Raw genomic sequence first — 22,570 nt, 5'->3', positions numbered from 1 at the left:
CGCCCAGCCCGAACACCGCCACCGACTCCCCCGCCCGGACCAGCGCGGTCCGGTTGACCGCGCCGTGGCCGGTGAGGACCGCACAGCCGAGCAGGGCGGCGTCGACGAGCGGCACACCGTCCGGCAGCGGCAGTACGGCGCTCGCCGGGACCACCGTCTCCTCCGCGAAGGCGGCGACGCTCAGCCCCGGGTAGAGCTGCGCGCCCCGCGCGCTCTCGGCATACGGCACGGTCGTGGCGGCGCCGGCGTGGAGGCACAGCCAGGGCTCGGCCAGTTCCACACAGTGGTGGCAGGCGCCGCAGGCCGGGGCCCAGTTGAGGACGACCCGCTCCCCCGGCGCCACCGTCTCCACCCCCTCGCCGACGGACAGGACCGTGCCCGAGCCCTCGTGGCCGAGCACCGCGGGGACCGGCTGGCGCAGCGTGCCGTTGGTGAGGGAGAGGTCGGAGTGGCAGACGCCGGCGGCGGCCAACCGCACGCGGACCTGACCGGGGCCGGGCCGTGGCAGGCGGATGTGGGTGACTTCCAGCGGCGCTCCCACGGCGGGCAGCACTGCGGCGCGGACGGTATCCATCAGACGGTGGCCTTCCGGAGGGGAACTTCGGGGGGAATGTTCGCTGAGCGACCGGAGGGGAGGCGCCTCAGAGCTGGAGGGACTGGGTGTGCAGGTACTCGGCCAGGCCGTGACGGCCCAACTCGCGTCCCACACCTGAGCGTTTGTGACCGCCGAAGGGTGCGAGCGGGTTGAAGCGGCCGCCGTTGACGTCCACCTGCCCGGTCCGCAGCCGGCGGGCGAAGGCGACGGCCTCGGCCTCGTCGGCCGCCCAGACCGCGCCGGCCAGCCCGTAGTCGGTGCCGTCCGCGACACGCAGCGCGTCCTCGGTGTCCCGGAAGCCCAGCACGGTCAGCACGGGACCGAAGATCTCCTCCTGGGCGACCGTCATCTCCGGGGTGACGTCGGCGAGCACCGTGGGCCGCACGTAGTAGCCGCGGGTGAGGCCAGCCGGGACGCCCGGTCCGCCGCACGCCGCGCGGGCGCCCTCGGTGAGGCCCTTCTCCAGGTAGCCGGTGACCCGCTCCCGCTGCGCGGCGCTCACCAGCGGGCCCACCCGGGTGCCGTCGGCGCGCGGGTCGCCGACGGGGTGCCGGGCGACGGCGGCGACCGCCAACTCGACCGCCTCCTCGTACCGGCTCTCGGGGACCAGCAGCCGTGTCCAGGCGCTGCACGTCTGGCCGGAGTTGGCCATGACGTTCGCGACGCCCGCCTTCACCGCGCGCGCCAGGTCGGCGCCGGGCAGTACGACGTTCGCGGACTTGCCGCCGAGTTCCAGCGCGACGGGCTTGACCGCCCCTCCGGCGGCGGCGCCGATCCGGGCACCGACGGCGGTGGAGCCGGTGAAGGAGACCAGGTCGACGTCCCGGTGGCCGGCCAGTGCCTCGCCGGCCACCGGGCCCAGACCGGTGACGAGGTTGAACACCCCGGGCGGGAGACCTGCGGTGGCCACCGCCTCGGCGAACAGTTGGGCGACCAGCGGGGTGTCCTCGGCGGGTTTGAGGACCATCGTGCAGCCGGCGGCCAGCGCGGGCGCGGCCTTGGCGACGACCTGGTGGAGCGGGTAGTTCCACGGGGTGATGGCGCCGACGACGCCGATCGGGTCGTGGAAGACGCGGGAGTTGCCGACGCGCTCCTCGAACGGGTGGGTGGCGGCGAGTTCGGCGTAGGTACCGGTCACGGTGATCGGGAGGTCGGCGTGCACGGCCCTGGCGAACGGCAGCGGCGCGCCGAGTTCCGAGGTGACCGTGTCGGCGATCTCCTCCCGGCGCGCGGCCAGTGCGTCGCGCAGGGCGATGAGGTGTTCGGCCCGCCTTGCGGGCGGGGTGGCCGCCCAGCCGGGCAGGGCGGCGCGGGCGGCCGCGACGGCGGCGTCCACGTCCGCGGCGACACCGGCCGGCACCTCTCCGATCACACCTTCGTGGGCGGGGTCGCGGATCTCGATGGCGGAGGTGCCCAGCGGTGACCGCCAGGTCCCGTCGATGAACATCGCGTCGTGTGCCTGCATGCAGACAAACTAGCGCCGCTAGTTACCGGCTGTCAGCCCCCTCCCGCCGGCCACTCGCACACAGGCCGGGCACACGGTCACCCGTACGGGGGCTTGCCCGGCACCCCGCTTATTCCTATGGTCTTACATAGGAATCCGGTCGAGCACGGTGGGAGCGGCGAGACGATGAGCGACGGCGAGCAGGCGCGCAAGAAGGCCCGGGAGCTGGCCCGGGAGCTGGAGTACTCCTCCGGCTTCGGCAACGAGCACAGCAGCGAGGCGGTCACGGGCGCGCTCCCGGTCGGCCGCAACTCCCCCCAGCGCGCTCCGCTGGGGCTGTACGCCGAGCAGCTCAGCGGCACGGCCTTCACGCAGCCCAGGGCGCACAACCGCCGGTCCTGGCTGTACCGCGTCCGGCCCTCGGCCGCGCACCCGGCCTTCCACCGGGTGGACAACGGCGCCCTGCGGTCCGGCCCGTTCACCGCCGCGCCCGACCCCAACCGGATGCGCTGGAACCCGCTCCCCGAGCCGCCCGCCGGCACCGACTTCCTCTCCTCGCTGTGGACGGTCGGCGGCAACGGCGACCCGCTCCAGCGCTCCGGCATGGCCGTGCACCTCTACCACGCCAACGCCTCGATGACCGACCGGGTCTTCTCCGACGCCGACGGCGAACTGCTCATCGTCCCCGAGAGGGGCGGTCTGCTGTTGCACACCGAGTTCGGCCGGCTGGCCGTCGAACCGGCCCAGGTCGCGCTCGTCCCGCGCGGGGTGCGCTTCAGGGTGGAGCTGCTGGCCGACACCGCGCGCGGCTACGTCTGCGAGAACTACGGCGCCCCCTTCGTGCTGCCCGACCTCGGCCCGATCGGCGCCAACGGCCTCGCCAACCCGCGCGACTTCCTCGCCCCGACGGCGGCCTTCGAGGAGGACAGAAGCGAGGTGGAGGTGGTCAACAAGTACTGCGGCAACCTCTGGGCGGCGCACTACCCGCACTCCCCGCTGGACGTGGTGGCCTGGCACGGGAACCTGACGCCGTACGTCTACGACCTGCGCCGCTTCAACGTCATCGGGTCGATCAGCTACGACCACCCGGACCCGTCGATCTTCACCGTACTGACCTCCCCCACCGACACCCCGGGGCTGGCCAACGTCGACTTCGTCGTCTTCGCGCCGCGCTGGCTCGTCGGCGAGGACACCTTCCGGCCGCCGTACTTCCACCGCAACGTGATGAGCGAGTACATGGGCCTCGTCGAGGGCGCCTACGACGCCAAGGCGGAGGGCTTCGTCCCCGGCGGCGGCTCGCTGCACAACATGATGTCCGCGCACGGCCCCGACCGGGAGACGTTCGACCGGGCGAGCGCCGCCGAGCTCGTCCCGCAGAAGGTGGAGGACGGGCTCGCCTTCATGTTCGAGACCCGCTGGCCGGTGGTCTGCACCGAGCAGGCCGGTGCCGCCGACCACCTCCAGCACGGCTACGACGACGTCTGGCGGGGACTGGAACGACACTTCCGCTCGTAGTATGAGTGGCCGGGAGGTTCCTTGTCCGTCTTCGCCCCTGACTCACTCTCGCTCAACCGCAAGCTGCCGCTGTGGTACCAGGTGTCGCAGTCGCTGCGGGCGTCCATCCTGGGCAGGTCCCCGGACGCCCCGCTGCGGCTGCCCACCGAGGAGGCGCTGGCCGAGCACTACGGCGTCAGCGTGCTGACCATGCGGCAGGCGCTCAAGGAACTCGAGTCGGAGGGCCTGATCAGCCGGCACCGCCGGCGGGGAACCTTCATCGAGGCGGAGGCCCGACGGGAGCGGACCGTCCGGCTGCTCGGCTCCGTCGACGCGATCGTGGCCCAGCAGTCCGGCGAGGACACCACGCTGCTCGACCACGGCCCGGCGCCGGTACCCGCCGAGCTGGCGGAGTACTTCGGCACCCGCGAGGTCGTCGGCTACCGGCGGCTACGCCGCGACCGCACCAGCGGTGAGCCGACGAACTGGGCGGAGAACCTGATCCCGGTCGCCGTCGCCGCCCGCGTCGATCCGGCGGTACTGACCCGGATGCCGATGACCAAGCTGCTGCGCGACGAGGTGGGCGTGCGCATCAGCCGGATCACCGACACCGTCGAGGCCCGGCTGGCCGACCCGGAGACGGCCCGACTGCTCGAGGTGCCCCTGCTGAGCCCGATCCTGCACTACACCGGGGTCACCTACGACGAGACGGGTGCCGTGGTGGACGTGGCGCGCATCCGCTACCGGGGGGACCGTTTCTCCTTCTCGGTGACCGTGGAGAACGTCAGCGCGGACGACTGACCCGGCGCGGTACGGCGCTCGCGGCGCCGGACCGGCGCGGTACGGGCGGGTGTCTTCGCGACGGGCGGGTGTACGGCTGGCCGGGGCCGGGTCAGCCGCGGCCGCCCTGCCCCTTGGAGCGGGTGACGCCGCCGCCGAAGAGCGAGCGACGCAGTCGGCGCAGCGGCGCGAACAGCGAGACCCGGGCACCTCGGTTGCGGTGGGTACGGCCGTGGTCGCGGGTGGTCAGCTCACGCATCAGCGTGGTGGCCTCGGCCGCCTCCCCCGCGGGCGCGGCGGGGCCGCCCAGCACGCTGAGATGCCGGTCCAGGCGCGAACTCACTGCGGTCGTACCGCAGTTGATCGCAGGCACACGTGGCCTGTTCGGCATTGTTATCTGCTCCATTGAGACTCCCCACCCATACGATGGCACCCGGCCCGGGCAGGCTAACCCTATCCCCCGGCGGCGGCACGCGGGTATCCCGGCCCACGGTAAAGCCATTCCCCCACAAGGCCGTTCGCATTCCCGCACCCCCGTGCACGACGGCGCTCCGCACCCGCCGGAACGGCTCCGACCAGCGCGGACGTCCGCCGACAGGCCGGGGAGCACGCTCCATCGGGTGATCGGTCGGCGTGTCACACCCATCCCTTCGGGTGACACGGGTGTGACGAAGACGGCAGCGCCGACCGACCGCTCGAACGCCCGAACGCCCGTCCGCCGCGTCAAGTACCGCGCCGGAGGAAGACGAAGAGGCAAAAAGGGTGTGCGAGCGGCCAGGCGGTGGCTGACGATGGGGGCATGTTTGTCGACCGCGACCCGGCCGCCCCCTCGTCCGCCCTGCCGCTGAGGCTGAGCCTGGACGACGGCGACTCCCCCTCCGACGTCCTGGACGGGATGTTCATCTCCCGGTTCGCCTCCGGTGTCCAGCCCTACGCACGCACCCACAACGTGGAACGCCCCAGGAAGGGGAAGACGATGCTCCCGCCGGGGGCCAGGATCGTCGCCAAGGCGCACGCGGCGAACCGCGAGGCGACCCTCGCCGAGGGCGACGGCTGGACGGTACTGGTCTCCAAGTGGCAGCAGAACACCGACGTGAGCGTCTGCGCGGTCAGCGAGGAGCTGGCCCGCCGCCAGCTCGAACTGGCTGTCGAGGGCGCCGAGTCGGAGCCCGAGGAGGCGCAGCCGGAGCAGGTCAGCATGGGCTTCTGGTACGCCTCCCCGATGCGCGGCCCCTACCGCACGACCCGCACGATCTCCGCCGACGCCTGGCCCGAGGTGCGGCGGAACTACTCCGCGCCGGTGGCCGAGGCGGTGGACGACCTGATGAAGGTCACCCCCCAGGACATCAGCGGACGGCTGCTCCTGCTGCACGGCCCGCCCGGCACCGGCAAGACGTCCCTGCTGCGCACCCTCGCCCGCTCCTGGCGCGAGTGGTGCCAGGTGGACTGCGTGCTCGATCCCGAGCGGCTGTTCAACGACGTCAGCTACCTGATGGGGTTGGCGGTCGGCGAGGACGGCCCCGAGGACGAGGGCGGTCGCTGGCGGCTGCTCGTCCTGGAGGACTGCGACGAGTTGATCCGGGGAGAGGCCAAGCACGCGGCCGGGCAGGCGCTGTCCCGGCTGCTCAACCTGACCGACGGGCTGCTCGGCCAGGGCCGGAACGTCCTGGTCGGCATCACCACCAACGAGGACCTGGAACGGCTGCACCCGGCGGTCGTCCGCCCCGGGCGCTGCCTGGCGCGTGTCGAGGTGGGCCGGCTCACCCGGCCCGAGGCGGTCGACTGGCTGGGCGCCGAGCGGGGCGTGGGGCGGGACGGCGCCACGCTGGCCGAGCTGTTCGCGCTGCGCGGCGGCGGGACGGGACCGATGCTGCCCGCGCAGAGCGGGCCGGAAGAGGGCATGTACCTGTGAGCGAACGCACCAAGTACCTCTACTTCTGGGGACACAGACCCCCGGCGGGCGGAGGCGTGGGGCCGGGCTGCCTCAGTCAGTGGTGGCCCAGCCCCTTCACCGTCGAAGGCGTCCGCTACGCCACGGCCGAGCACTGGATGATGGCCCGCAAGGCCGAGTTGTTCGACGACCGGGAGGCGTTCGCCGCCGTCCTGTCGGCCGCCTCGCCGGGAGCGGCCAAGGCCGCCGGCCGGCGGGTGCGCGGATTCACCGAGGAGCGCTGGGCCGAGCACCGCTTCGAGGTCGTCGTCGAGGGCAGCGTGCACAAGTTCGGCCAACACCGGGACCTGCGCGCCTTCCTGCTGGGCACCGGGTGCCGGGTGCTGGTCGAGGCCAGCCCGCTGGACCGGGTCTGGGGCATCGGGCTGGCCGCGGACGACGAGCGGGCCGCGGACCCGGCGCGCTGGCTGGGCCTGAACCTGCTCGGCGAGGCGCTGATGGTGGCCCGCTCCCGGCTGGCCGCCGAGCAGGTCAGCCGGCCGACCGGCCGCCGAGCGGATCGGCCGGCGCGGGAGGCAGGTCCCGCAGCCGCACCGACAGACAGGTGACGCAGCCCTCCAGCTTCTCGAACTCGCCGATGTCCACCGGCACCGGACGGTAGCCCAGCGAGGCGAGCAGTTCGGCGCTGCGCGGCGCGGCCGAGGAGATCAGCAGCCGGTCGTCGCCGAGCAGCACCACGTGCGCCCCGGCCTCCTCGGGCACCGGCAGGAAGCGGGGGAACAGACCGGGCGCGTCCACCAGCGGAGGGTGGCCGATGACCGTGCCGTCCGGCAGCGCGGTGACCGCCGACTTCAGATGCAGCACGCTGCCGACCGGCACGGCGACCACCCGGGCACCGAGCGGTTCGAAGGCGGCCCGCAGCTGCCGCACGCCCTCGGCGTTGGTGCGGCCGCCGCGGCCGACGTAGATCGTGTCGCCGATCTTCAGCACGTCGCCGCCGTCCAGCGTGCCCGGGGCGGTGATCCGGCCGACCAGGCAGCCGAGTCTGGTGACGGCCCGCTCGGTGCCGGCGGTCTCCGGCAGGCGGCTGTCCGCACCGGGCCGGGTGATCAGCGCGGCGCTGCGGTAGACCACCACGGTGTCCTCGACGAAGACGGAGTCCGGGCACTCGTCGGCCGGTTCGACCTCGATCGTCCGCCAGCCGTGCTCCCGCAGGGCCGCGACGTACTCCTCCCACTGCCGCAGCGCCGCCGCGGTGTCGACGGGAGTGCGGGCGAGGTGGGTGAGGAGGCCGTCGGCGAGTCCGGGCGCGGGGCGTCGCACCAGCGCGAGGCGGCCGGCGCCGAGGGGGCGGGTGTTGTTCACTTCTGTCCTCCGGCCGCGTCGCGGTGGCTGGTGTGGTCGGTCGACTCGCCGTAGACGGCGCGTACGGCGTCGGCGGCGGCGTTGAGCGCCGCCTGGCGGTCAAGACCGAGGCGGTGGACCCGCCGGGCGTACTCCTGCGCGGCCGACGCCGCCTCGCGGTCGGCGGCGGAACCGGCGGCGGCGACAAAGGTGCCGCCGCGCCCCCTGGTCTCCACGACCCCGTCGGCCTCCAGCACCCGGTAGGCCTTGGCGACGGTGTTGGCGGCCAGGCCCAGCTCCTGGGCGAGGCCGCGCACCGTGGGCAGCCGGTAGCCGGTCGGCAGTGCGCCCGACCGGGCCTGCGCCGAGATCTGCTCGCGCAGCTGCTCGTAGGGCGCGGCGGGCGCGGCCGGGTCGATGGCGATCCTCAGGGACAAGGGGCACTCCTGCGGGCGGTCGGACGATCGGAGACGCGGCCGGTCGTGCGTGCGGCCGGTCCTCCGCACGATAGGCCCTCACGGCACGGTCGCGCTCGGCGCGGCGCCCGGGCCCCGGCGGACAGCCTCCGAGGCTCAGCGCAGCCGGTGGCCGACCCGGCTCAGCGCCTCGGCCACCACGGTGAGTTCGTCCGGTTCCAGGACGTCGATCAGCGCCTCGCGTACCGCCGCCACATGGCCGGGGGCGGCCTCCCGCAGCGCCTCGTACCCCTCGTCGGTGAGCTGGGCGAAGATGCCGCGCACGTCGGTCGGACAGGACCGGCGGCGCACGTAACCGCGCTTCTCCAACTGGCCGACCTGGTAGGTGAGGCCGCTCTTGGAGGTGATCAGGGCGTGCGCCAGCTCCGTCATGCGCAGTTCCCGGCCGGGCGCGTCGGCGAGCAGCACCAGCACCTCGTACTGCGGGTGGGAGAGTCCGGACTCCTCCTTGAGCTGCTGTTCGAGCCGGCGCTCCACTCGGTGACTCGCCTCCAGGAAGCCGCGCCAGGCGGCCTTCTCCCGCTCGTCGAGCCAACGTGTCTGTGTCATGAGGCCCATTCTAGCGGTGTTGTTCAAATTTGAAGGATGAACTACGGTGGGTCGGGTTCGAATTTGAACATCAGCCGACCACGCCCACCCCTCACCCCGGGAGACCCTCATGACCAGCACCGACTTCCGCCCCACACGGTCCACCGGCGGCCAGGACCGCACGCCCGGCCAGTCCTCCCCGCACGCCTACGACGTCGGCCTGCTCGTGCTGCGGCTGGCGCTCGGGCTGGTGATGGCCGCGCACGGCGCCCAGAAGCTCTTCGGCTGGTTCGACGGCGGCGGCCTGGCCGGCACCGAGGCGTTCTTCGACTCGGTGGGCTACCCGGCGGCCGGCACGATGGCGCTGGTCGCCGCGCTCACCGAGACCTTCGGCGGCCTCGCCCTCGCCCTGGGCGTGCTCACCCCGCTGGCCGGCGCCGCCGTGTTCGGCACGATGCTCAACGCGCTCGCCGTCAAGTGGGGCGGCGGATTCTTCGGCCCCCAGGGTGTGGAGTACGAGCTGGTCCTCGTCGCACTCGCCGCCGGGCTGACCCTGACCGGCCCGGGCCGGCTCGCGCTCGACCGCGCCCTGCCGGTGCTGCGCGAGCACCGGCTGCGGCACGGCTTCGGCGCCGTGGTGCTGGGCGCGGTCGTGGCCGGCGTGATCCTGCTGATCCGCGGCTGAGGCCGTCGTGAACACCGCCGCCGCGCACACCGCCGCCGCGCCGGAGCGCATGCCGGTGCTCTACCTCGGCCACGGGGCGCCGCCGCTGGCCGACGACCCGGTGTGGCCGGGGCAGCTGGCCGCCTGGTCGGCGGCGCTGCCCCGGCCCCGGGCCGTGCTGATGGCCTCCGCGCACTGGGAGTCGGCGCCGGCCACCCTCGGCGCCACCGAGACCGTGCCGCTGGTGTACGACTTCGGCGGTTTCGCCGAGCGCTACTACCGGGTCCGCTACCCGGCGCCCGGCGCGCCCTGGCTCGCCGACCGCGTCCGGGCGCTGCTCGACACCCCGGGCCGCCCGGTCCACCAGGACCCGGCCCGAGGGCTGGACCACGGCGCCTACGTACCGCTCGCCGAGATGTACCCGGCGGCGGACGTGCCCGTCCTCCAACTGTCGCTGCCCACCCTGGACCCGGCGGAGCTGCTGACGCTCGGGCGCCGGCTGGCGCCGCTGCGCGACGAGGGCGTGCTGATCGTCGGCAGCGGCTTCTTCACCCACAACCTCGCCGGGCTGCGCTGGGACGCCGGACCCGACGAGGCTCCCGGCTGGTCCCGGGAGTTCGACGACTGGGGCCGCCGTGCCCTGGAATCCGCCGACGTGGACGCGCTGCTGGACTTCGGCCACCGGGCACCGGCCGGCCGGCTCGCCCACCCACGCACCGAGCACTTCGCCCCGCTGTTCGTCTCGCTCGGTGCCGGGGAGTCGGACCTGGCGTCCGCACGCTCGGTCATCGACGGCTTCTGGGCCGGACTCGCGAAGCGCTCCGTCCAGTTCGGCTGAGCCGGGCGCCGCACGGTCGGTCCGCCGCGCTCAGGTGGTGGGCAGCGGGACGGCCCGGTCGGGCAGCGAGGGATCGTGGTCGACCGGGTCGCCCGGCTCGTGCCAGTGCAGGACAAAGCGCTCGCCGGCCAGATACGCCTCGATGCCCGCCCTGCAGTAGGCGACCAGCTGCCCCGGCCCGGCGGGCAGCGCGTCCAGCGGGTACCAGGCGAGCTCCGAGCACTTGTCCGGCTCGGCGTTGACCGGCTCGCGGTCCGCGTCCAGCCAGGCCTCGAAGAACCAGCCCACCCGCGGCGCACCGGCCGGGCCCCGGTGCTGCATCACCAGCGCCACCCGCAGATCCGCCGGGCGCAGCACGAGCCCGATCTCCTCCGCGGCCTCCCGGATCACCGCCTGGCGCACGTCCTCGCCGTCCTCCACGTGCCCCGAGGGCGCGTGCAGCAGGCCGTCCGCGTAGCCGGTGTTGTGCCGACGTGCCAGGAGCAGTGTGTCGCCCCGCCGCAGCAGGAGATGGACGTCGATCACCTCGGTGTGGCGTGCGGTACCGCCCGTACTGTGCTCCATGACCGGCGATCATGCCAGTGATGCCGGCCCCGCGACGCGCACACCGCCGTGCGGCAGGCCCCGACCCCGCCCGCGCGACGCCGCTCTTAACGCCCCTTCAGACCTTCCTTAAGCGCGCCATAAAGATCGCTCCGGAAGCCCTCCACCGGAGGAAAAGCGCCTCTCGCCGGGCTAGCGTGCCACTCGTCCCGACCCGCCCGACGGCTGGCGGCGGGTGGGCGACCCAGCCGACGTACACCCTCGACGCGCCCCCAGGGCGACGCGTCGCTCACGTTCGTTCGAAGGAGTCCCCCCATGACCGCTCGCCGCACGGTAGCCGCAGCGATCACGCTGGGCGTCGCGCCGCTGGCCCTCACCGGTCTGACCGCCACGCCGGCAGCGGCCCACGGTTCGATGACCGACCCCGTCAGCCGGGTCGCCGCCTGCTACGCGGAGGGGCCGGAGAGCCCGGAGACGGCGGCGTGCAAGGCCGCGATCGCCGCCAGCGGCACCCAGGCGTTCTACGACTGGAACGAGGTGAACATCGGCGACGCCGCCGGACGCCACCGCGAGATCATCCCCGACGGCAAGCTCTGCTCGGCCGGCCGGGACAAGTACAAGGGCCTCGACCTGCCCCGGGCGGACTGGCCCGCCAGCCCGCTCACCGCCGGCGAGCACACCTTCCGCTACAAGGCGACCGCCCCGCACGCGGGATCCATCGCGCTGTACCTCACCAAGGACGGCTACGACCCGACCAAGCCGCTGACCTGGGCCGACCTGGAGGACAAGCCGTTCGCGGAGGTCACCGACCCGACGCTGCGGGACGGCGACTACGTCTTCAACGGCACTGTTCCGGGGAAGTCCGGCCGCCACCTCGTCTACAGCATCTGGCAGCGCTCGGACAGCCCCGAGGCGTTCTACACCTGCTCGGACGTCGTCTTCGGCGGCGACGGACAGGCCGCGAAGCCCGGCACCCGCCCCGGCGGCGGCACGGACGCCGACGCCGGCGGTGAGGACGGGGAGCGGCAGCCCGCCCCGCAGCCGTCGGCGAGCCTGCCCGCCGCGCCGACCGACGAGCAGATCGAGTCCGGCCGGGAGAAGTCGACCGTCTCGCACGACGGCCACGGCGGCGACACCGACAAGGAGCACGAGGGCCACAAGAGCCACGGCGGCTCCGAGAGCGACGAGAGCGGCGAGGGCGGCGAAAAGCCGGCGCCGAAGCGCGACACCGAGCCGATGGGCGGCAAGGACTCCCCGGATCTGGCCGCCACGGGCGGTGACGACAACACCACGGCGATCGCCGCGGGCGGCGCCGCGGTGCTGATCGCCGGCGCCGCGCTGACCGTCGCCACCACGCGCCGCCGCAGGACGGCCCGCCACCGCGGCTGAGGTGGTGGTGCCAGGACCGTCGTCCCCTCCCCCAGGGGGACGACGGTCCGCGTCGTCAGGTCCGGGTGTCCGGTCGGCTCAGGCCACCGTCCGGACATCCGGACCCGCGGCGTGTGACGCATCTCAAAGAACTGGCCGTAGCGGGTTCCGGCAAGGCAGGGTAGGTGCTGAGCGGGACATACGCACTACTGAAGGAGCCCCATGAGGATCGGCATCGTCGGAGCCACCGGCCAGGTCGGCGCCGTTATGCGCGACATCCTGGCCGAGCGGGACTTCCCGGTGGAGGAGCTGCGGCTGTTCGCCTCGGCTCGTTCGGCCGGGCGGACGCTGCCCTGGAAGGACGGCGAGGTCGTCGTCGAGGACGCGGCCGCGGCCGACTACTCCGGTCTGGACATCGTGCTGTTCTCGGCGGGCGGCGCCACCTCGCGCGCGCTGGCCGAGAAGGTGGCCGGTGACGGCGCCGTGGTCATCGACAACTCCTCCGCCTGGCGGCTCGACCCGCAGGTCCCGCTGGTCGTCTCCGAGGTGAACCCGCAGGCCGCCGCCGACCGCCCCAAGGGAATCATCGCCAACCCGAACTGCACCACCATGGCCGCCATGCCGGTGCTGCGCCCGCTGCACGAGGAGGCCGGACTGGCCGCCCTCGTCGTCGCCACCTACCAGGCGGTGTCCGGCAGCGGTCTGGCCGGTGTGGCCGAGCTGGACGGACAGGTCCGCAAGGCGGTGGAATCGGACGCGACCCGCCTCACCTTCGACGGCGGCGCCGTCGACTTCCCGGCGCCCGAGAACTACCGCCGGCCCATCGCGTTCAACGTGCTCCCGCTCGCCGGTGCCATCGTGGACGACGGCCTGGCGGAGACCGACGAGGAGCAGAAGCTCCGCAACGAGAGCCGCAAGATCCTCGGCATCCCCGAGCTGAAGGTGTCCGGCACCTGCGTGCGGGTACCGGTCTTCAGCGGTCACTCCCTCCAGATCAACGCGCGCTTCGAGCGCCCGATCAGCCCCGAGCGCGCCCAGGAACTGCTGGCCGCCGCACCGGGCGTCGAGCTGTCGGAGATCCCGACCCCGCAGCAGGCGGCCGGGCAGGACCCGAGCTTCGTGGGCCGGATCCGCCGGGACGAGACCGTCGAGCACGGTCTGGCGCTGTTCGTCTCGAACGACAACCTGCGCAAGGGCGCGGCGCTGAACGCCGTGCAGATCGCCGAGCTGGTGGCCGACGAGCTGCGCGCGGCTCGCTGACCCCTCTCGCACCCATACCTCGGCCCCCGGACCGCAGCGGCGGATTCCGGGGGCCGAGTCGTGTCGGGGGGCCGAGTCGTGTCGGGCGCGCTCGCGGTCAGGGCAGCTCGGCCCGCTCCCCCGCCTCGACCGACGGCAGGTCGGTCACCGGCTCCACCGGCGGCACTTCCGTCGCCTGCTCGACCGGCGGGGTTTCCGTCACCTGCTCGACCGGTGGCACATCCGTCGCCGGCTCGGCCGGTGGCGCTTCGTCGGTCGCGTGCGGGTGGCGGCCCTCCGGGACGGCGGCCTCCGCCGAGCGCTCCAGGAACCGCAGCAGCTCCACCGGTATCGGCAGCACCAGCGTGGAGTTCTTCTCCGCGGCGACGGCCATCACGGTCTGGAGCAGCCGCAGTTGCAGCGCCGAGGGCGTCTCGGCCATCTCCTTGGCCGCCTGGGAGAGCTTGCGGGACGCCTGGAGCTCGGCGTCGGCGTTGATCACCCGGGCCCGCCGCTCCCGGTCCGCCTCCGCCTGGCGCGCCATCGAACGCTTCATGGTCTCGGGCAGCGAGACGTCCTTGATCTCTACCCGGTCCACGTTGACGCCCCACTCCACGGCCGGACTGTCGATCATGACGGCCAGGCCCTGGTTCAGCTTCTCGCGGTCCGAGAGCAGGTCGTCCAGCTCGCTCTTGCCGATGATCGACCGCAGCGAGGTCTGGGCCATCTGCGAGACCGCGAAGCGGTAGTCCTCGACCCGCACGATCGCGTCCGCCGGTGCCACGACGCGGAAGTACACGACGGCGTCCACCCGGACGGTGACGTTGTCTCTCGTGATGCCCTCCTGTCCGGGGATGGGCAGCGTCACGATCTGCATGTTCACCTTGCGCAGCCGGTCCACCATCGGCACGATCAGCGTCAGCCCGGGAGTCCGCGCCCGCTGCTGCAGCCGGCCGAGTCGGAAGACCAGGCCGCGCTCGTACTGTTTGATCACCCGCGCCGCCGCCATCAGGTAGACGGCGGCGCCGGCCAGGCCCGCGGCCACCAGTTCGAAGACCATCACGGCCTCCAGGGGTCAGGAGTCCGGCATGTGGGGATATGCCCTTACCTCCACGGTATCTCCGCGCCGGGACAACGGGCGAGACCCCCGGCGGCCGGTGGCCCGTGGCCGGTGGCCGCTCACCGTGCGACGTCGCGCTCCCCGACCGGCACGGGCGTGTCCAGGGTGTTGCCCGGCGGCGGGAACGGGCAGAGGAAGCCGTCCGCGAACGCGCTCGGCGGCAGGGTCGCCCGGTTGAAGTCCACCCGCACCGAGCCGTCCGGGCCGGGCGCACCGGTGCGCAGGAAACGGAAGCGGTAGCTGCTCTCCCCACTGGTGCCGTCCGCGAACACCGCCCACAGCGCGCCGCTGCCCACCACCGAGACCGCCAGGGTGTGCTCGCGGGCGTCGGGCGCGGTGAACACCACCTCGCCGCCGAGTTCCAGCGTCCGCTCGCGGCCGTCGGCGTTCTCCACCCGCACCTCGCGCCGCGCCTGATAGGGCCGGAAGTGGCCGACCAGTGACCAGTGCGGGTCGTAGGGCGTGGTGCGGATGCCGGTGAACACCCGTCGGGCGGGCGCGCTCGGGTCGTGCACCCGCACCGCCCACTGGCCCTCCCGCCGCAGCAGTTCCAGGCGCCGCTCGCCGTGCTGCACCCGCACGGTCGTCTGCGGGCCCGGCGCCAGCTCGGCCTCGCCGACCAGCGGTTCGCCGTCCAGCATCAGCCCGTCCATGATGTCGGCCCGCAGGACCACCGCGTCGGCGGTCTGGTGCCACCGGCCCGGCACGCCCTCCAGCGCCCCGTCGGCGGTGGCCTCGGCGATCCAGTACGTGCCGGTGACCGAGAGCGGCCCGTAGGGCGCGCGGACCGCGTCCAGCCGCTGCTGGTGCCACTCCTGCCACTGCTGTGCTGACGCTGCATCAGTAGTCATGGGAATCAAGGTGCCATATCGGGGCCCGTGCGCCGCTGAGCCGACGCAGGGCGGACGGGCGGTACCTCGCCGGGGCGCCCCGGCGGCGTGTGCCGGGGCGGGCCCGCCACCACGACGTGTGCCGCCCACTCAGCACTCGCAGCCGCACCCGCAGCAGTCGCAGCACCCGCAGCCGTCACAGCAGCCGCAGTCCGTGCAGCAGTTGCAGCCGTCACAGCAGTCGCAGCAGCAGTCCCCGTGCCGGTAGCACAGGCCCTCCCGCGGTTCGCCGGTCCACGGGTCCCCGTACTCCTGGCGGCAGCACAGCTGTCCCGTGCAGCACAGACCCGACCACAGGAGGCAGCCGGCCAGCAGGCCTCGGCGACGCGGCGGCTCGGGCGGCGGGTACCCGCCCGGCGGTTCGGTGATGTAGGGAGACCTCGGATACGGCGAGGAGTCGGCGGCGGGGGTGGTGTGCCCGCACGCCGCCGTGGTGCGGAAGGCACGGTCCACCGCTCGGCGCAGCTCGTGCACGAGCAGCAGGTGCACCAGCAACGCATCGGTGAACTCCGCCTCCCGCAGCGCGAGCCGTACCCCGTGCACCGCGTCGTCGCACAGCCTGCGGGCCTCGTCGAGATCGGTACCGGTGGCGGTGAGCGGGTTCCAGGCGCCGGCGGCGTCGTCGGCCGCCCTGTCCTCGACGGCGTCCAGCAGATGGGCGAGTCGGCCGAAGAGCCGGCCGGCCTCGGCCAGCGGTACGGCGTTGGCCGGGCGGCCGGCAAGGCGCGCGGTGTGCGCGAAGGCGGCGGAGGTGGCCGTCTCGGTCGGCTCGGTGATGCGCAGCAGCGGGGTGCCCGGGCCGGCGGCCCGCTCGATTTCCTGCTGTCGGCCGATCGCCGCGAGCAGCGGCCCGGTGTCGAAGCCGAGTCGGGCACCGGAGCGCGTGCCGCCACGGTCCCAGCCGTCGGCGATGCGGGTGGCCGCGACCGCCGCCGGGCGGCGGGCCAGCATGCCGTCGCCGTCGGCGACGTGGTCCCGCAGTTTGGCGGAGGCCAGCACCAGGGAGACGGTCGCGGCGAGCCTGGCGCCCTCGCCTCTGGCGACCGTGGCGGTACGCATCCCCCGCAGCGGACACGGCCCCGCCCGGCGCCGCCCCTGCTCCGCGTCGGTGGCCTGAGCCTCCGTCAGGACCGATATGACCAGCCCGTCGTAGTTGGTCGCCACTCTGGCGAACTGGCCGTGGTCGGCCCGCAGCGCCAGGCACAGTCCGCACAGATGAGCCAGCCAGCTCCCGCTCATCTCCGCGCCGAGACTGTGCCTGCAAGGTCTGAGTATCCCGAACACCCGACTGTGCCCCCCGTCACACGTGGCTCTTGCCCCGCCCCGGCAAACGCCTCATGCTAGCGAGGACACTCACCCGTTCGGCCCGGCCCTCACCCTTGCGGCGGGAGCCGGGGATCTTTCACTCCGTCAGCATCCGTATACCGCAAGAGCCCTGCTCCCGGCGGCTTCGGTGTGCACCAGAACTGTCACGAATACCCGCCGAGACGCATATCCGCTTGGCGCATCATCCGTCTCATGAAGGACGATGGTGAAGCGGACAGCACAGACCGCATGCGAGAGGAGGCGTCATGGGATCGGTGCGCAAGGCGAGTGCCTGGCTTGGCCTCGTCGACGACAGCGAGATGCGCTACTACGACGACGACTACGCCGAGGGGCCGGAGCCCGGCGACGCCGCCCGTGACACGTGGACGACCGATCCACGTATCCGGGCGACCGCGGAGACCGCCCAGGACCAGGGCACCCGGATCGCGACCGTGACGCCCGACGGCTTCCGGGACGCACGCGGTATCGGCGAACTCTTCCGTGACGGGGTGCCGGTGATCGTGAACCTGACGGCGATGGAGCCCGGCGACGCCAAGCGGGTCATCGACTTCGCCGCCGGGCTGACCTTCGGGCTGCGCGGTTCCATCGAGCGCGTCGCCAACCGCGTCTTCCTGCTCACCCCGGCCGACTACCAGGTCGTCAGCGGCCAGGAGCGACGCGTCGGCGAGGACGGCTTCTTCAACCAGAGCTGACCCGGCCCGGCGCCCCGCCCGGGGAGGCGCCCCTCAGCGGAAGGCGTCTCTCAGCGGAAGGCGTCCAGGCCGGTCAGCGCCTTACCGAGCACCAGTTGGTGCATCTCCACCGTACCCTCGTAGGTGAGGACGGACTCCAGGTTCGTGGCGTGCCGCATCACCGGGTACTCCAGCGAGATGCCGTTGGCGCCCAGCACGGTCCGCGCGGTACGGCAGATCTCGATCGCCTCCCGTACGTTGTTCAGCTTGCCGAAGCTGACCTGCTCCGGGCGGAGCCGGCCGGCGTCCATCCGCCGGCCGAGGTGGTGGGCGAGCAGGAGGCCCTTGTGGAGTTCGAGGGCCATGTCGGCGAGCTTGGCCTGGGTGAGCTGGAAGCCGCCGATGGGTCGGCCGAACTGCTCGCGGGTGCGCGCGTACTCCAGCGCCGCCTCGAAGCTGGCGCGCGCCGCGCCCATCGCGCCCCACACGATGCCGTACCTGGCGTGGTTGAGGCAGCTCAGCGGGGCGCGCAGGCCGCGCGCGCCGGGCAGCAGCGCGTCCGCGGGCAACCGTACGTCGTCCATGACCAGTTCGCTGGTCACCGAGGCGCGCAGGGACCACTTGTGCCGGATCTCGGGCGCGGAGAATCCGGGGCTGTCGGTGGGCACGACAAAGCCGGCCACGCCGTCCTCTGTGCGCGCCCAGACGACGGCGACCCCGGCGACCGAGCCGTTGGTGATCCACATCTTGCGGCCGCTGAGCACCCAGTCGTCGCCGTCGCGCCGGGCGTGGGTGCGCATCGCGGCCGGGTCGGAGCCCACGTCGGGTTCGGTCAGGCCGAAGCAGCCGATCAGTTCACCGGCCGCCATCGACGGCAGCCAGCGCTGCTTCTGCTCCTCGGTGCCGAAGCGGTGGATGGCGTACATGGCCAGGGAGCCCTGCACGGAGACCAGGGAGCGGATGCCGGAGTCCGCCGCCTCCAGTTCCAGGCAGGCGAGGCCGTACTGCACCGCCGAGGCACCGGCGCAGCCGTAGCCCTCCAGCGGCATGCCGAGCGCCCCCAGCGCCCCCAGTTCCTTGGCCAGTTCGCGGATGACCGGCAGTTCTCCGCGCTCGTACCACTCGGCGACGTGCGGCAGGACCCGGTCGCGCGCCCAGGCCCGGACCGCGTCGCGCACCGCGAGGTCCTCCGGCTCGAGCAGGTCGTCGAGGCCGAGCGGATCGATCGGGTCGAACGGGGTGCTGGACATGGAACGCGACCTCCGACGGACGGGAAGAGGACGGGAGAGGACGGGAGAGGGCGGTCACCGGACCGGCGTGCGGGACGTCGGAGCGGTGAGCCGCACGGATGCGGCGGGCACGAACCTACGGCTGGGTAGCACGGCTGGGCAAGAGCTGCCCGCTGCCCTGCACGACGGGCTTGCCCGGCTGCTCGGGCAGCCGCTGGACCGTCTTGGCGGACCTGGGCAGCCGCAGCGCCGCGGCGGCACCGCACAGCAGCAGCAGCGCGCTGACCACGAGGGTGACGCGCATACCGTGCACAAACGCCAGTTGCGCGCTCTCCCGGAGCAGTTCGCCGGCCCGGCCGCCCAACTCGCCGGCGGCGGCGTACGCCTCGCTCAGTGAACCGCCTCCGGCACCGCCGGCGGCGGCCGGCACGGGTCGGTCGGCGAACGAGGAGGCGTAGGCGGCGTTCATCACACTGCCGAGCACGGCGATGCCCAGGCCGGCGCCGAGTTGGTACGCCGTCTCGCCGATGGCGGCGGCGCCGCCGGCCTGCTGCGGCGGGGCGTCGGAGAGCATCGACTCGTAGCAGCCGAACAGTGTCGTCTCCAGCCCGAAGCCGAGCAGCACGAAGCCGCCCATCAGCAGGGCGGGCCGGTCGCTCTCGCCGACGCCGGTGAGGGTGACCACCGCGAGCGCGGTGGCGAGGAAGCCGAGAGTGACCATGGTGCGCGGGCCGAGTGCCTGGAGCAGCCGGGGTCCGAGCAGTCCGGCGGCGATGGCCGCCACGGACAGCGGCAGCAGCCGCAGGCCGGTCTCCAGTGGGGAGAGGCCGAGCACCAGCTGGAGGTACTGCGCGGCGAGCAGCGCGAGTCCGACCAGGGCGAGCACCGTCAGCACGATGCAGCCCACCGCCGTGCCGAACGCGGGGCGGGCGAAGGCGGAGAAGTCGATGAGCGGGTGCGGGAGCCGTCGCTGCCGGTAGCAGAAGAACGCAAGCAGTCCGGCGCCGAGGGCGGCCACGAGCAGGGTGCCGGGGTCCAGGACCTGTCCGCCGCCGGCTCGTTTCACGCCCAGGATCAGGGCGAAGAGTCCGGTCGCCGCGAGCAGTGCGCCGACCGCGTCCCACGGGCCCTCGCGGTCGCCGGTGGACTCCGGCAGCAGCATGCGGCCGACGGGGATGCTCAGCAGCATCAACGGGATGTTGATGAGGAAGACCGAGCCCCACCAGAAGTGCTGCAGCAGTGCGCCGCCCACCAGCGGACCGAGCGCGGCGCCGACGGCGGCCACGGCGCTCCACACGCCGATGGCCAACGCCCGCTCCCGGCGGTCGGGGAAGACCTGGCGGAGGATCGACAGCGTGGCGGGCATGATCATGGCGCCGCCGACGCCGAGCAGCGCCCGGGCGACGATCAGTACGAGGGGGCCGGTGGCGAGTACGGCCAGCGCCGAGGCCAGCCCGAAGACGGCGTAGCCCAGCAGCAGTACCCGCCGGCGGCCTATCCGGTCGCCGAGGGTGCCGAAGAGGATCAGCAGGGAGGCGCAGACCAGCGGGTAGGCGTCGACGATCCACAGGAGTTCGACCGGGCCGGGGCGCAGGTCGGCGGAGACGGCCGGTACGGCCACGTGCAGGACGGTGGCGTCGACCGCCACCAGCAGCAGGCTCGCGCACAGCACGACCAGCACGGTCCAGCGGCTGGCCGGTGACCGGCGCGTGGCTCCCCGCAAGTCGGTCTGCGTACTCGCTGCGGTGCCGTCCGCCCTCGTGTGGGTCTGCTGAACGGGCAGCCGTGGCATGTACGCACCTCCTTGCGCCACCCGCGGGACCTTGTGGTTCTCCCCGGCCACCGGGCGGCGGCCGACTGGGTCGGCGGAAAACGGCGGGTGCTCGGACAGAGTACGCGAGGAAGCGCCCGGGTCGAGTGCCGCAGGTCACGCCGAGCGCGCTACCGGCCGGTCGGGACGGTCGCACGGCTGCCCGATAATCAAGTCCGTGACCAAAACGACCGCACCGCCACGGGTGGGGGGACTCTTCGCGGGGCGATCCGCCCCTTTGCACTCCAGTGCGCTGCGCCGGGCGGCGCCCGCGCTGCTGGCGTACGCGGGAGTGCGCGCCGTGGTGCTCCTCACCCTCTTCGTCTGGTCGGCCGCCGCCGACCGGGACGCCTACCAGTTGCTCTCCGCCCGCTGGGACTCGCTGTGGTACGCCCGTATCGCCGCGGACGGCTACGGCCACACCACCCGACTCGCGGACGGCACCACCCATCCCGACCTGGCCTTCTTCCCGTTGCTTCCGTGGCTGGAACGGCTGCTGTCGGCGGTCGGCCCGTGGGACGCGGCGGCGGCCGGGGTGCTCGTCTCGGCGCTCGCCTCGCTGGCGGCGGCCTGGGGGCTGTTCGCGATCGGCGAGCATCTGCACGGGCGGCGCGCGGGGGTGCTGCTCGCCGTGCTGTGGGCGGCGATGCCGGTCGGGATCGTCCAGTCCATGGCGTACAGCGAGTCGCTGTTCACCGCGCTGGCCGCCTGGTCGCTGTACGCGGTGCTCACCGAGCGGTGGGTGTGGGCCGGTTCGCTGGCGGCGCTGGCCGGGCTGACCCGGCCGGTGGGCGCCGCGGTGGTGGCCGCGCTGTGGATCACCGCCGCCGCCCGGCTGTACCGGGCCAGGAGGCTGTCGCCCCGGGTGGTGGCGGGCCTGGCGCTGGCCCCCCTCGGCTGGTTCGGCTACGTGGTGTGGGTGGCGATGCGGCGGGGAAGCTGGACGGGCTATCTCGACGTGCAGGCGGAGTGGGGAAACGGCTTCGACGGCGGCCTGGCGTTCGCCGGCTTCATCGGCGGGTACCTGACCGGGCCATGGCCCGGGCCGCTGGCCGGGGTGGCGCTGCTGCTCGGGGTGGCGCTGGTGGTCGGCGGCCTGGTGCTGTGCGTACGGGCCCGTCAGCCGCTGCCGCTGCTGGTGTACGCGGGCACGGTGGTACTGCTGGCGCTGTGCGCCAAGGGCTACTTCGGCTCGAAGCCCCGGCTGCTGCTGCCGGCGTTCCCGCTGCTGCTGCCGCCCGCGGTGGCGCTGGCCGGTGCCCGCACCCGCACGGCGGTCGCGGTGACGGCCGGGCTGACCGTCGTGGCGGCCGGCTACGGGGCGGTGTGGCTGCTCGGTTCCGGGCCTCCGTGAGGGTGCGGGCCGGACAGGCCCTAAGCTCCGATGGACTACACGGCAAAGCTCGGGAAATGGCCGTGCGAGCGAGGCCGATAATCCTTGGAAGCAAAATCGAATCGACCCGTTCTCCTGTAAATACGCAGGCCCGACGGGTGCGATGGCGACGGATTCCACATCACATGGGGATTACGAACCCCAGGCCCCGGCCATAGTCGTCGGTCACCGCCTGTAATGTCGATTGGGTGCGTACCGACCGAATCTTCGCCCGCCTGGAACAGGAGCCCGCGCGGCCGACCACCCCGCCTCCGGCGATGACCCGCACACGCACGTCGCTGTTCCTGGCGACGATCGGGCTCTACGCGGCGATCGTGGCGGCCGTGCTGAACACCTCGTTCCTGGTGCGGCTGGACTGGCAGGCGATGCTGTTCCGGCCGTACAAGCAGTGGCCGGAGCTGCACGCGTTCCTGGACTACTTCGTCGTCCTGGGCCAACGGGGGCCGACGGCGGTGATGGTGGCCGCCTGGCTCGGCTGGCGCTCGTGGCGGCAGCGGACGCTGCGCCCGCTGCTGGTACTGGGCGCGTCGCTGCTGCTGCTCAACGTCACCGTGGGCGCCGCGAAGCTCGGCATGGGCCGGGAAGGGCCGCACTACGCGAACGTCATGGGCAGCAACGAGATGTGGCTGACGGGGGACATATTCCCCTCGGGTCACACCGCCAACGCGGTCGTGACCTGGGGTGTCCTCGCCTACCTCGCCACCAGCAAGCTCGCCCGCCGCTGGCTGTCCGTCGTCGCCGCCTTCTTCGCACTGGGCGTCGGCACCACGACGGTCTACCTCGGTACGCACTGGGTGAGCGACGTGCTGCTCGGCTGGGCGGCCGGTCTGCTGATCCTGCTGGCCCTGCCGTGGTGCGAGCCGCTGCTCGCCAGAGTGCAGGAGCACATAGAGGTCTACTGGGGTCGGCTGCGGAACGGGGTGCGGG

General features: G+C 73.2%; 22 protein-coding genes and 1 pseudogene. 11 read left to right on the top strand and 12 right to left on the bottom strand.

The genetic code is table 11. The annotated features are described in order from the left end of the window. Together FNX44_RS08030 and FNX44_RS08025 are read right to left on the bottom strand one after the other, a co-directional pair. On the bottom strand, nucleotides 1-574 hold a 574-nt coding region (locus FNX44_RS08030), incomplete at its 3' end, for an alcohol dehydrogenase catalytic domain-containing protein (RefSeq protein ID WP_153507006.1). 67 nt (nucleotides 575-641) lie between these two features. After that, nucleotides 642-2,060: an aldehyde dehydrogenase family protein gene (locus FNX44_RS08025; protein WP_143647288.1), complete on the bottom strand. Its 1,419-nt coding sequence runs from the start codon at nucleotides 2,058-2,060 to the stop codon at nucleotides 642-644. A 165-nt stretch (nucleotides 2,061-2,225) separates the two neighbouring features. Here FNX44_RS08025 and hmgA point away from each other — a divergent pair, with 165 nt between their 5' ends. Both hmgA and FNX44_RS08015 read left to right on the top strand, forming a co-directional pair. After that, on the top strand, nucleotides 2,226-3,554 hold the full coding sequence (gene hmgA / locus FNX44_RS08020; RefSeq protein WP_143647287.1) for a homogentisate 1,2-dioxygenase: 1,329 nt from the start codon (nucleotides 2,226-2,228) through the stop codon (nucleotides 3,552-3,554). Nucleotides 3,555-3,575: 21 nt separating this feature from the next. Next, nucleotides 3,576-4,334, top strand: coding sequence for a GntR family transcriptional regulator (locus FNX44_RS08015; protein ID WP_143647286.1), 759 nt, complete (start codon nucleotides 3,576-3,578; stop codon nucleotides 4,332-4,334). A 91-nt stretch (nucleotides 4,335-4,425) separates the two neighbouring features. On the opposite strand, the gene FNX44_RS08010 is transcribed toward FNX44_RS08015, so the two are convergent. After that, nucleotides 4,426-4,719 (bottom strand): hypothetical protein, encoded by a 294-nt coding sequence (locus FNX44_RS08010; protein WP_143647285.1) that lies wholly within the window; start codon nucleotides 4,717-4,719, stop codon nucleotides 4,426-4,428. A gap of 393 nt (nucleotides 4,720-5,112) precedes the next feature. Between FNX44_RS08010 and FNX44_RS08005 the strand changes: the two genes are divergently transcribed. Together FNX44_RS08005 and ybiA are read left to right on the top strand one after the other, a co-directional pair. Then, nucleotides 5,113-6,225, top strand: a complete 1,113-nt coding sequence (locus FNX44_RS08005) for a DUF5925 domain-containing protein (protein WP_143647284.1) — start codon at nucleotides 5,113-5,115, stop codon at nucleotides 6,223-6,225. Beyond that, on the top strand, nucleotides 6,222-6,812 hold the full coding sequence (gene ybiA, locus FNX44_RS08000) for a riboflavin biosynthesis intermediates N-glycosidase (RefSeq protein ID WP_143647283.1): 591 nt from the start codon (nucleotides 6,222-6,224) through the stop codon (nucleotides 6,810-6,812). Before FNX44_RS08005 ends, ybiA begins: the two co-directional genes overlap by 4 nt. On the opposite strand, the gene ddaH is transcribed toward ybiA, so the two are convergent. From ddaH to FNX44_RS07985, 3 genes are all read right to left on the bottom strand, one after another. After that, on the bottom strand, nucleotides 6,736-7,569 hold the full coding sequence (gene ddaH / locus FNX44_RS07995; RefSeq protein ID WP_143647282.1) for a dimethylargininase: 834 nt from the start codon (nucleotides 7,567-7,569) through the stop codon (nucleotides 6,736-6,738). The genes ybiA and ddaH overlap by 77 nt on opposite strands. After that, entirely contained in the window at nucleotides 7,566-7,985 is a 420-nt protein-coding gene (locus FNX44_RS07990; protein WP_143647281.1) for a GntR family transcriptional regulator, read from the bottom strand. Before FNX44_RS07990 ends, ddaH begins: the two co-directional genes overlap by 4 nt. Nucleotides 7,986-8,120: 135 nt before the next feature. Then, complete coding sequence (locus FNX44_RS07985) at nucleotides 8,121-8,573, bottom strand: MarR family winged helix-turn-helix transcriptional regulator (RefSeq protein WP_143647280.1); 453 nt, start codon at nucleotides 8,571-8,573, stop codon at nucleotides 8,121-8,123. Nucleotides 8,574-8,682: 109 nt separating this feature from the next. Here FNX44_RS07985 and FNX44_RS07980 point away from each other — a divergent pair, with 109 nt between their 5' ends. Both FNX44_RS07980 and FNX44_RS07975 read left to right on the top strand, forming a co-directional pair. After that, the gene (locus FNX44_RS07980; protein ID WP_143647279.1) at nucleotides 8,683-9,237 is read left to right on the top strand and encodes a DoxX family protein; all 555 of its coding nucleotides are present in this window, start codon (nucleotides 8,683-8,685) and stop codon (nucleotides 9,235-9,237) included. Nucleotides 9,238-9,286: 49 nt separating this feature from the next. After that, nucleotides 9,287-10,054, top strand: a complete 768-nt coding sequence (locus FNX44_RS07975) for a dioxygenase family protein (RefSeq protein WP_143647290.1) — start codon at nucleotides 9,287-9,289, stop codon at nucleotides 10,052-10,054. Between the two features lie 30 nt (nucleotides 10,055-10,084). On the opposite strand, the pseudogene FNX44_RS07970 reads toward FNX44_RS07975, so the two are convergent. Next, nucleotides 10,085-10,591, bottom strand: a pseudogene (locus tag FNX44_RS07970) (NUDIX hydrolase); the annotation flags it as partial. 321 nt (nucleotides 10,592-10,912) lie between these two features. Between FNX44_RS07970 and FNX44_RS07965 the strand changes: the two are divergent. Next, nucleotides 10,913-11,986, top strand: a complete 1,074-nt coding sequence (locus FNX44_RS07965) for a lytic polysaccharide monooxygenase auxiliary activity family 9 protein (RefSeq protein WP_143647278.1) — start codon at nucleotides 10,913-10,915, stop codon at nucleotides 11,984-11,986. 201 nt (nucleotides 11,987-12,187) lie between these two features. After that, entirely contained in the window at nucleotides 12,188-13,225 is a 1,038-nt protein-coding gene (locus FNX44_RS07960; RefSeq protein ID WP_143647277.1) for an aspartate-semialdehyde dehydrogenase, read from the top strand. Between the two features lie 97 nt (nucleotides 13,226-13,322). Here FNX44_RS07960 and FNX44_RS07955 read toward each other — a convergent pair whose 3' ends face one another. From FNX44_RS07955 to FNX44_RS07945, 3 genes are all read right to left on the bottom strand, one after another. Continuing rightward, entirely contained in the window at nucleotides 13,323-14,264 is a 942-nt protein-coding gene (locus FNX44_RS07955) for a slipin family protein (protein WP_143647276.1), read from the bottom strand. 119 nt (nucleotides 14,265-14,383) lie between these two features. Continuing rightward, complete coding sequence (locus tag FNX44_RS07950) at nucleotides 14,384-15,175, bottom strand: DUF1684 domain-containing protein (RefSeq protein WP_143647275.1); 792 nt, start codon at nucleotides 15,173-15,175, stop codon at nucleotides 14,384-14,386. A gap of 129 nt (nucleotides 15,176-15,304) precedes the next feature. Beyond that, complete coding sequence (locus FNX44_RS07945; RefSeq protein WP_173019130.1) at nucleotides 15,305-16,453, bottom strand: DUF5685 family protein; 1,149 nt, start codon at nucleotides 16,451-16,453, stop codon at nucleotides 15,305-15,307. Nucleotides 16,454-16,785: 332 nt separating this feature from the next. On the opposite strand from FNX44_RS07945, the gene FNX44_RS07940 reads away from it, so the two are divergent. Then, entirely contained in the window at nucleotides 16,786-17,232 is a 447-nt protein-coding gene (locus tag FNX44_RS07940) for a cell division protein SepF (protein WP_143647274.1), read from the top strand. Between the two features lie 50 nt (nucleotides 17,233-17,282). Here the strand turns inward: FNX44_RS07940 and FNX44_RS07935 are convergent, their stop codons facing one another. Further along, on the bottom strand, nucleotides 17,283-18,461 hold the full coding sequence (locus FNX44_RS07935) for an acyl-CoA dehydrogenase family protein (protein WP_143647273.1): 1,179 nt from the start codon (nucleotides 18,459-18,461) through the stop codon (nucleotides 17,283-17,285). 115 nt (nucleotides 18,462-18,576) lie between these two features. Next, entirely contained in the window at nucleotides 18,577-20,232 is a 1,656-nt protein-coding gene (locus FNX44_RS07930) for an MFS transporter (RefSeq protein WP_143647272.1), read from the bottom strand. Nucleotides 20,233-20,428: 196 nt separating this feature from the next. Here FNX44_RS07930 and FNX44_RS07925 point away from each other — a divergent pair, with 196 nt between their 5' ends. Both FNX44_RS07925 and FNX44_RS07920 read left to right on the top strand, forming a co-directional pair. Further along, nucleotides 20,429-21,604, top strand: coding sequence for a glycosyltransferase family 39 protein (locus FNX44_RS07925; RefSeq protein ID WP_323369129.1), 1,176 nt, complete (start codon nucleotides 20,429-20,431; stop codon nucleotides 21,602-21,604). Between the two features lie 227 nt (nucleotides 21,605-21,831). Further along, nucleotides 21,832-22,570 (top strand): phosphatase PAP2 family protein (locus FNX44_RS07920; RefSeq protein ID WP_143647270.1); only part of this gene is annotated, 739 nt, incomplete at its 3' end.

Origin of the sequence: Streptomyces alkaliterrae (assembly GCF_007097205.2) — a bacterium.
Taxonomy (GTDB): domain Bacteria; phylum Actinomycetota; class Actinomycetes; order Streptomycetales; family Streptomycetaceae; genus Streptomyces; species Streptomyces alkaliterrae.
This window is presented reverse-complemented; position numbering and strand designations above follow the sequence as displayed.